The following is a 6247-nucleotide window of genomic DNA, read 5'->3' as shown; positions in this document are numbered from 1 at the left end:
CGGTCTTGCGCAGGTCGTGCGGCAGGCCGGTGGCGCGCAGGATCGGGCCGGTGGCGCCCAGGGCCAGGCAGCCGGCCAGGTCCAGGAAGCCGACGCCGACCAGCCGGGCCTTGAAGGCCGGGTTGCGGGTCGCCAGCTTGTCGTACTCCGGCAGCCGTGCGCGCAGCAGCTTCACGGCCTCGTGGATCTGGTCCACCGCGCCCGGGGGCAGGTCCTGGGCCAGGCCGCCCGGCCGGACGTAGCCGTGGTTCATGCGCAGGCCCGTCACCAGCTCGAAGACGTCCAGGACGACCTCGCGGTCCCGGAAGCCGTAGACCATCAGCGTGGTGGAGCCGATCTCCATCCCGCCGGCGGCCAGCGCCACCAGGTGCGAGGAGACCCGGTTGAGCTCCATCATCATCACCCGGATGACGCCGGCCCGGTCCGGGACGTCGTCGGTGATGCCGAGCAGCTTCTCGACCGCCAGGCAGTAGGCGGTCTCGTTGAACAGCGGGGTCAGGTAGTCCATCCGGGTCACGAAGGTGGTGCCCTGGACCCAGTTGCGGAACTCCATGTTCTTCTCGATGCCGGTGTGGAGGTAGCCGATGCCGCAGCGGGCCTCCCGCACCGTCTCGCCGTCGATCTCCAGGATCAGCCGCAGCACGCCGTGGGTGGACGGGTGCTGGGGGCCCATGTTGACGATGATCCGCTCGTCGTCCGCCCGTTTGCGCGCCTGCACGGCATCGGCGACCTCGTCCCAGTCACCGCCGGTGACGGTGTAGACCCGGCCCTCGGTCGTGTCCCGTGTTTCTGCCGGCTCGTGCTCGGTGCCGCTCATCAGTCGTCCGACCTCCGCCCGGGCCGCCGGTCGCGCCCGTCCTTCGATCGTGCCTCCGCGGCCCCGGCGGGGGCCACCGCTGGGTCGCCGCGGGGCCACCGCTGGGTCGCCCGGCGCCGGCCGGCCCGGGTTCAGGCGGCTCGGCGTGTGTCGGCCACGCGCTTGGACAGGCGCACGCGCACCAGGGCGGCCGCCAGCCGCGCCGAGTCCGCCGCCGGTACGAGTTTCGCGAGGCCGTCCGGGGTGTGCGGCAGGCCGAGTTCGGCGGCGGTCGCGCACGCGCGCTCGTCGAAGAACGGGCGCAGGTCCGGCCAGACGGCCTGGGCCTCGCGGCAGAAGATGTCGGCGCCCACCGGTCCGATCCTCGGCACCTCCTGGAGCAGCTCGCGCAGCCTCCCCAGGTCGCCGTCGGCCCGCGCGTGCAGCTTCCGCAGGTCGCCCGCGTAGCGGTCGAGCAGCAGGGCGGCGCCGTCCCCGAGGGCGGTGGCGGTGCTCTCGTCGTACCGGACGTAGTGCGCCCGGCCGAGCGCGTCCACCCGGTCCTGCCAGCTGGAGTCCGCCATCGCGCGCGGCGTCCGGAGCCCCGCGGCGAACAGCTCGCGGGCCGCGGCGGTGGCGATCTCCGCCTTGATCCGGATCGAGCAGAGGACGGTGAGGACCAGCAGCTGGTACAGCGGGGCGGGCTTGTCGCGAAGGGTGATGCCGGCTTCGTCGGCGTACGTCCGCCCGTGGTCGCGCAGCAGCGCGGCGGTCACGTCGGCGGTGTCCATCGGACGGTCCTTTCCATGAGTCAGGCAGGGCGCAGTTCGAGTACGCAGCACTTCGGCCCGCCGCCGCCCTTGAGGAGTTCGGGCATCCGGACCGGTACGGGCACGTACCCCTCGGCGTGGAGGCGGCCCGCCAGCCCGTGCGCGCCCGCGGGCAGGACGACGTGGCGGCCGTCGCTGACCGCGTTGAGCCCGAACGTCGCCGCGTCCTGCGCCGAGGCGAGGATCGCGTGCGGGTAGAGCGTGTGCAGCAGGCGTCTGCTGGCGGGGGCGAACGCGGGCGGGTAGTACATGATCCGGTCGTCGTCCAGGACGGTGAGCGCGGTGTCGAGGTGGTAGAACCGCGGGTCGACCAGGGTCAGTGTGACCACGGGCCGGTCCAGCAGCCGACGGGCCTCGCGGTGCGCCGCCCGACTCGTGCGGAAGCCCGTCGCGGCCAGGATCCGCGGCCCGGCGAGCAGGAAGTCGCCCTCGCCCTCGTTGATCGGCCCCGCCGTGTGCACCGGCCGGTAGCCAGCGGCCACGAACCAGCGCCGGTGCGCGTCCGCTTCCGCCGCGCGCTGGTGGTGCCGGAAGCGGGCGACCAGGACGCGGCCGTCGACGACCGTGGCGCCGTTCGCGGTGAAGACCATGTCCGGCAGCCCCGGCAGCGGAGCGAGGAGTTCGACGCGGTGCCCGAGGGTGAGCAGGACGGTGCGCAGCCGGTTCCACTGCCGCAACGCGGTACCCGGGTCGACCGGCCGGGCCGGGTCCATCCACGGGTTGATGGCGTACTCCACGGCGAAGTGCACCGGAGGGCAGAGCAGGTAGCGGCGGCGCCGGGCCGTCCGAGGGGAACCGGACTTGTCCATGCGCCGCGCGTGCCCGGACCGGCGGGCGGGAAACCTGGTGGCGGACCGGGAGCGGGGCCGCGGCCCGGGCGTTAGTCCTCGGCGGGGTGGGGTAGCCGCACCGGCGGGTGGGCGGGGGCAAGGGTGTGCGAGGAGGCGGGAGCCGATGGGCGGAGCGGAGTGGGCGGTGGACGGGCGGTGGGGCGCGCGCGGGCCGTTGTCGGCCGCGGTGCTGGGGCTGGTGACCGCGGGGCCGCCGGGGGCGGGGCGGTTGCTGGCGCCGCCGGGCCCGTTCGCCGACCCCTGGGGCGAGGACCACCAGTTCGCGCTGTACCTGTGCTACGAACTCCATGACCGGGGGCTGCCCGGGGTCCTTCCCGGCTGGGAGTGGGAGCCCGAACTGCTGACCCTGCGAAGGGATCTGGAGCGCTCGTTGCTCGCTGCGGTGCGCGCCGAGACGGAGCCCGTCCGATCGGTCTCGGACGCCCTCGACCAGCTGCTGACGGAGTCCCCGGACGACATCGGCCCGTCCCACTTCCTGCGCGACGAGGGCGGCCTCCGGCACGTCCGCGAGTACCTGGTGCACCGCTCGGTCTACCACCTCAAGGAGGCCGATCCGCAGCTGTGGATGCTCCCAAGGATCCACGGCCCGGCGCAGGCCGTCCTGATGGCGATCGTCTACGACGAGTACGGCGCAGGGCGCCCCGAACGTGCCCACGCGGGGCTGTACGCCCGGATGATGGCGGCCTTCGGCCTCGAACCGGACTACGCCCGCTACCTGGACCTCGTCCCGGCCCCCGCCCTGGCGGTGGTCAACCTGATGACGCTCTTCGGCCTGCACCGGGCGCTGCGCGGAGCGGCCGTCGGGCAGTTCGCCGCCCTGGAGATCACCTCCTCGCCGGGGTCCGCACGGCTGGCGGCCGCGCTGGAGCGACTGGGCGGCGGGCCGGACGGCACCCTGTTCTACCGGGAGCACGTGGAGGCCGACGCCGTCCACGAGCAGCTGGTCCGGCGTGGGGTCGTGGAGCAACTGATCGCAGACGAGCCGGAGTTGGCACCGGACATCGCCTTCGGTCTGGCTGCCGCGCAGGTCGTCGAGGGCCGGTTCGCGGACCACCTGCTCGGCTGCTGGCGGGCCGGACGCACGTCCCTGCGCTCAGCCCTCCCCGCCCTTCCCGCGCTCCCCGCGGGAGTCACCGCGGCTTGAGCCGCCCCTGCGGGGGCGACGGTGGCTGGTGTCGCAGAACGGGTAGCACCGGCTGCGGTGGCACGCGCAGAGCGCCACGACCGGTCGCTCGGAGCGCCGGACCTCCCCGTTCGGCAGGACCACCTCCACCGGTCCCTCGACCAGCAGCGGACCGCCGGGCACCACGACCACCCGGGTCGTGGGCCGGTCAGCGTTCCCGGACACCGCGCACCACCACCAGGACCTCGTGGCGCTCGCCCGGAGCGATCAGCCCGAGCCGCTCGAACAGTGCGGCCCGCGCCGTCATCACCGGACCGAAGGCCTGCCGGCGCCGGGCCGCCACCGCCGTCCGCAGCCCGGACGCGCCGAGGGCCGCCAGCGTGGCGGGGACGTCCGCGAGGGAGGACTGCACCAGGAGCAGCACGCCCCCGGGGGCCAGCCGCCGGGGTGCCTCCCGGCAGATCCGGTCCAGGACGAGCCGTCCGTCCGGCCCCGCGTCCCACGCGAGCCCGGGCCCGGGTCGGCCGCCCGCGGGGGCCACGGCCGGGACGTAGGGCGGATTGGCGGTGATCAGGTCGAAACGGCGCTCCGCCACCGGGGCCAGCAGATCGCCCCGGCGCAGCCGGACCCGGCTGCGGTGCAGCCGCGCGTTGAGCCAGGCCGTGGCCACGGCCCGGCGGGAGAGGTCCACCGCCGTCACCCGGGCGCCGTCGTCCGCGGCCGCCAGTGCGACCGCCCCCGTACCGGTGCAGAGGTCGAGCACCCGGCTGGCCCGGCCGAGGCGCTCGCGGTGCACGCAGGAGACCAGCAGTTCGGTGTCGCCCTGAGGCCGGTAGACACCCGGCGGTCTGATCAGCAGCACGGCGTCCGGTCTCCTCTCGGGGGAGGCGGCGCGGCGCGGTCGGCCGGCGGTGTAGTGGGAACGCCCATGACCGACGGCTTGCCGGTTTCGGGGCGGCGAAACCGGTCCGCCCGGTTCCGTGCGAGGTTTCGGACCACGGGCCCCGGGAAGCCGCCCGGCATCGGAGCCCACACCACCCTGGACGCATCATGACCACACCCGACCCGGACCCGGCCCACACCCCGGCGCTCAACGAGCACGGCACCCTGCCCGGTGGGGACACCCCGCCGGCCGAGGGGGGCACGTCCGGCATCTCCCATCCCGAACCCGTGGAACTCCGCAGGGCCTGGGGCATCTGGCCCGCGGTCGTGATCGTGGCGTTGGCGCTGGCCGTCGCGGTCATGCTCGTCGCCATGATCTTCGTACTGGCCTGACCGGATCCGGGCGTGCCGGCCGTATCCCGCGGCCCGGCGGCGCCGCACCCGACCACGACCCGCAGGAGGTAACCGTGAACCGCGACACCAAGGCCCTGGCGATCGTCACCAACTACGGGGTCGAGCAGGACGAACTCCTCGTCCCCGTCAAGCACTTGCGCGAGGACGGTGTGCACGTCGACATCGCCGCCCCCACCCGGGACGACATCCGCACCCTCGTCGGCGACAAGGAGCCCGGCGAGACGGTGAGCCCGACCCACACCCTCGAGGAGGTGGACGCCACCGGCTACGACCTGCTCCTCATCCCCGGCGGCACGCTCAACGCCGACACCTCCGGACCCACCGGGAAGCCCTCGACATCCTGCTCGCCTTCACCACGTCCGGCCGCCCCGTCGCCGCGATCTGCCACGGTCCCTGGCTGCTCGCCGAGGCCGGGGTGGCGCACGGCAAGGAGCTCACCTCCTACCCGTCGCTGCGCACCGACCTCGCCAACGCCGGTGCGACCTGGACGGACGCCGCGCTCGTGACGGACGACACCGGCGGCTGGCGCCTCATGACCTCGCGCAAACCCGACGACCTCGACCAGTTCCTGCGCGGGATCGACGCCGCGCTCAAGCTGGGGGCCACATCGTGAGGTCCCACTGAGCTTGCTCGTGAGCCCGTTGCCCGGCCCGCCGAGTCGGGGACCGCCACCTCGGCCCGACCGGTGGCGTCGAAGCCGGGCTCCGCGAACTGCAGCGCGGGAGCGGATCATGTGATCATCGCCCGGGCTACCTTTACAGCCCGGGCCGCCGCTCCCGCGCCGGCCGCCGGTGTCGTCAGCCGCGCTCCGGTGGAGCGGGCTGGTGTTCGTCCGCGGGCTCGGTGACTTCGTACTCCGGGCCGTCCTGCGGGCCCTTCTCCTCCTCGTGTTCGGGCGGCGGTCCGCCCTCGCCGGTCATCCGCGACTCGGGAGTCTCGATCGGGGACGCCGGTTCTGTCGGCGCGCGGTCCTTCCCGTCGCTCATCCTGCTCACCTCCTCGAACGTCCTCCGCCCCGACGCGATGTCAGGGCCGAACAGCACCTTCATCACACGGACGTCTCGGCGTACGTGCCACGTCACGGTCTTCCGGGCGGCGTCTCAGTGCTTGCCCGCGTCCTTGAGCTTCTCGGCGGCCTGCTTGAGGTCGCCCTTCACCTGGTCGACGCGGCCCTCGGCCTCCATCGGGCGGTCGCCCGTCGTCCGGCCGACGGCCTCCTTCGCCTTGCCGCGGGCCTTCTCGGCCATGTTGCGGATCTTGTCCGAGGTACCCATGCCGTACGCTCCTTTCGCCGGTGGGGCGAGCTCCGCCCCTTGCGGCGCCTGCCCGGGCAGCGCGGTTCCATGCGCGC

General features: G+C 74.1%; 9 protein-coding genes and 1 pseudogene. 3 read left to right on the top strand and 7 right to left on the bottom strand.

The window, feature by feature from the left end:
- From ACZ4W5_RS05515 to ddaH, 3 genes are all read right to left on the bottom strand, one after another.
- The coding region (locus tag ACZ4W5_RS05515; RefSeq protein ID WP_465653047.1) for an NADH-quinone oxidoreductase subunit D-related protein at nucleotides 1-817 on the bottom strand (817 nt) is incomplete at its 3' end.
- 131 nt (nucleotides 818-948) lie between these two features.
- Nucleotides 949-1587, bottom strand: coding sequence for an endonuclease (locus tag ACZ4W5_RS05510; protein WP_465653045.1), 639 nt, complete (start codon nucleotides 1585-1587; stop codon nucleotides 949-951).
- Nucleotides 1588-1607: 20 nt separating this feature from the next.
- Nucleotides 1608-2435, bottom strand: a complete 828-nt coding sequence (gene ddaH / locus ACZ4W5_RS05505) for a dimethylargininase (RefSeq protein ID WP_465653043.1) — start codon at nucleotides 2433-2435, stop codon at nucleotides 1608-1610.
- Nucleotides 2436-2580: 145 nt separating this feature from the next.
- Here ddaH and ACZ4W5_RS05500 point away from each other — a divergent pair, with 145 nt between their 5' ends.
- A complete protein-coding gene (locus ACZ4W5_RS05500) occupies nucleotides 2581-3621 on the top strand; it encodes an iron-containing redox enzyme family protein (RefSeq protein WP_465653041.1) in 1041 nt (346 codons plus the stop codon).
- Here ACZ4W5_RS05500 and ACZ4W5_RS05495 read toward each other — a convergent pair.
- Both ACZ4W5_RS05495 and ACZ4W5_RS05490 read right to left on the bottom strand, forming a co-directional pair.
- Nucleotides 3571-3783, bottom strand: a complete 213-nt coding sequence (locus ACZ4W5_RS05495) for a CDGSH iron-sulfur domain-containing protein (RefSeq protein WP_465653053.1) — start codon at nucleotides 3781-3783, stop codon at nucleotides 3571-3573. The genes ACZ4W5_RS05500 and ACZ4W5_RS05495 overlap by 51 nt on opposite strands.
- Before the next feature lie 25 nt (nucleotides 3784-3808).
- Nucleotides 3809-4462 carry a HemK2/MTQ2 family protein methyltransferase gene (locus ACZ4W5_RS05490; protein ID WP_360231790.1) on the bottom strand — a complete coding sequence of 218 codons (654 nt, stop codon included), beginning with the start codon at nucleotides 4460-4462 and terminating at the stop codon, nucleotides 3809-3811.
- Nucleotides 4463-4650: 188 nt separating this feature from the next.
- Here ACZ4W5_RS05490 and ACZ4W5_RS05485 point away from each other — a divergent pair, with 188 nt between their 5' ends.
- Nucleotides 4651-4875, top strand: a complete 225-nt coding sequence (locus tag ACZ4W5_RS05485; RefSeq protein ID WP_360231787.1) for a DUF6480 family protein — start codon at nucleotides 4651-4653, stop codon at nucleotides 4873-4875.
- Between the two features lie 74 nt (nucleotides 4876-4949).
- Nucleotides 4950-5509 (top strand): annotated as a pseudogene (locus tag ACZ4W5_RS05480) (type 1 glutamine amidotransferase domain-containing protein).
- A 184-nt stretch (nucleotides 5510-5693) separates the two neighbouring features.
- On the opposite strand, the gene ACZ4W5_RS05475 reads toward ACZ4W5_RS05480, so the two are convergent.
- Together ACZ4W5_RS05475 and ACZ4W5_RS05470 are read right to left on the bottom strand one after the other, a co-directional pair.
- Nucleotides 5694-5882 (bottom strand): hypothetical protein, encoded by a 189-nt coding sequence (locus ACZ4W5_RS05475; protein WP_465653038.1) that lies wholly within the window; start codon nucleotides 5880-5882, stop codon nucleotides 5694-5696.
- A 114-nt stretch (nucleotides 5883-5996) separates the two neighbouring features.
- A complete protein-coding gene (locus ACZ4W5_RS05470; protein WP_360231778.1) occupies nucleotides 5997-6170 on the bottom strand; it encodes a CsbD family protein in 174 nt (57 codons plus the stop codon).
- Nucleotides 6171-6247: the final 77 nt, after the last annotated feature.

This window comes from Kitasatospora sp. NPDC029367 (assembly GCF_055569135.1).
Note: the sequence above shows the minus strand (reverse complement) of the source record. Positions and strands in the feature narration are given on the sequence as shown.

Bases quoted from the DNA above. Each gene is read 5' to 3' on its own strand.
- ACZ4W5_RS05485 (WP_360231787.1), top strand. From the start codon at position 4,651: ATGACCACACCCGACCCGGACCCGGCCCACACCCCGGCGCTCAACGAG.
- ACZ4W5_RS05470 (WP_360231778.1), bottom strand. From the start codon at position 6,170: ATGGGTACCTCGGACAAGATCCGCAACATGGCCGAGAAGGCCCGCGGC.
- ACZ4W5_RS05500 (WP_465653041.1), top strand. From the start codon at position 2,581: ATGGGCGGAGCGGAGTGGGCGGTGGACGGGCGGTGGGGCGCGCGCGGG.
- ACZ4W5_RS05475 (WP_465653038.1), bottom strand. From the start codon at position 5,882: ATGAGCGACGGGAAGGACCGCGCGCCGACAGAACCGGCGTCCCCGATC.
- ddaH (WP_465653043.1), bottom strand. From the start codon at position 2,435: ATGGACAAGTCCGGTTCCCCTCGGACGGCCCGGCGCCGCCGCTACCTG.
- ACZ4W5_RS05510 (WP_465653045.1), bottom strand. From the start codon at position 1,587: ATGGACACCGCCGACGTGACCGCCGCGCTGCTGCGCGACCACGGGCGG.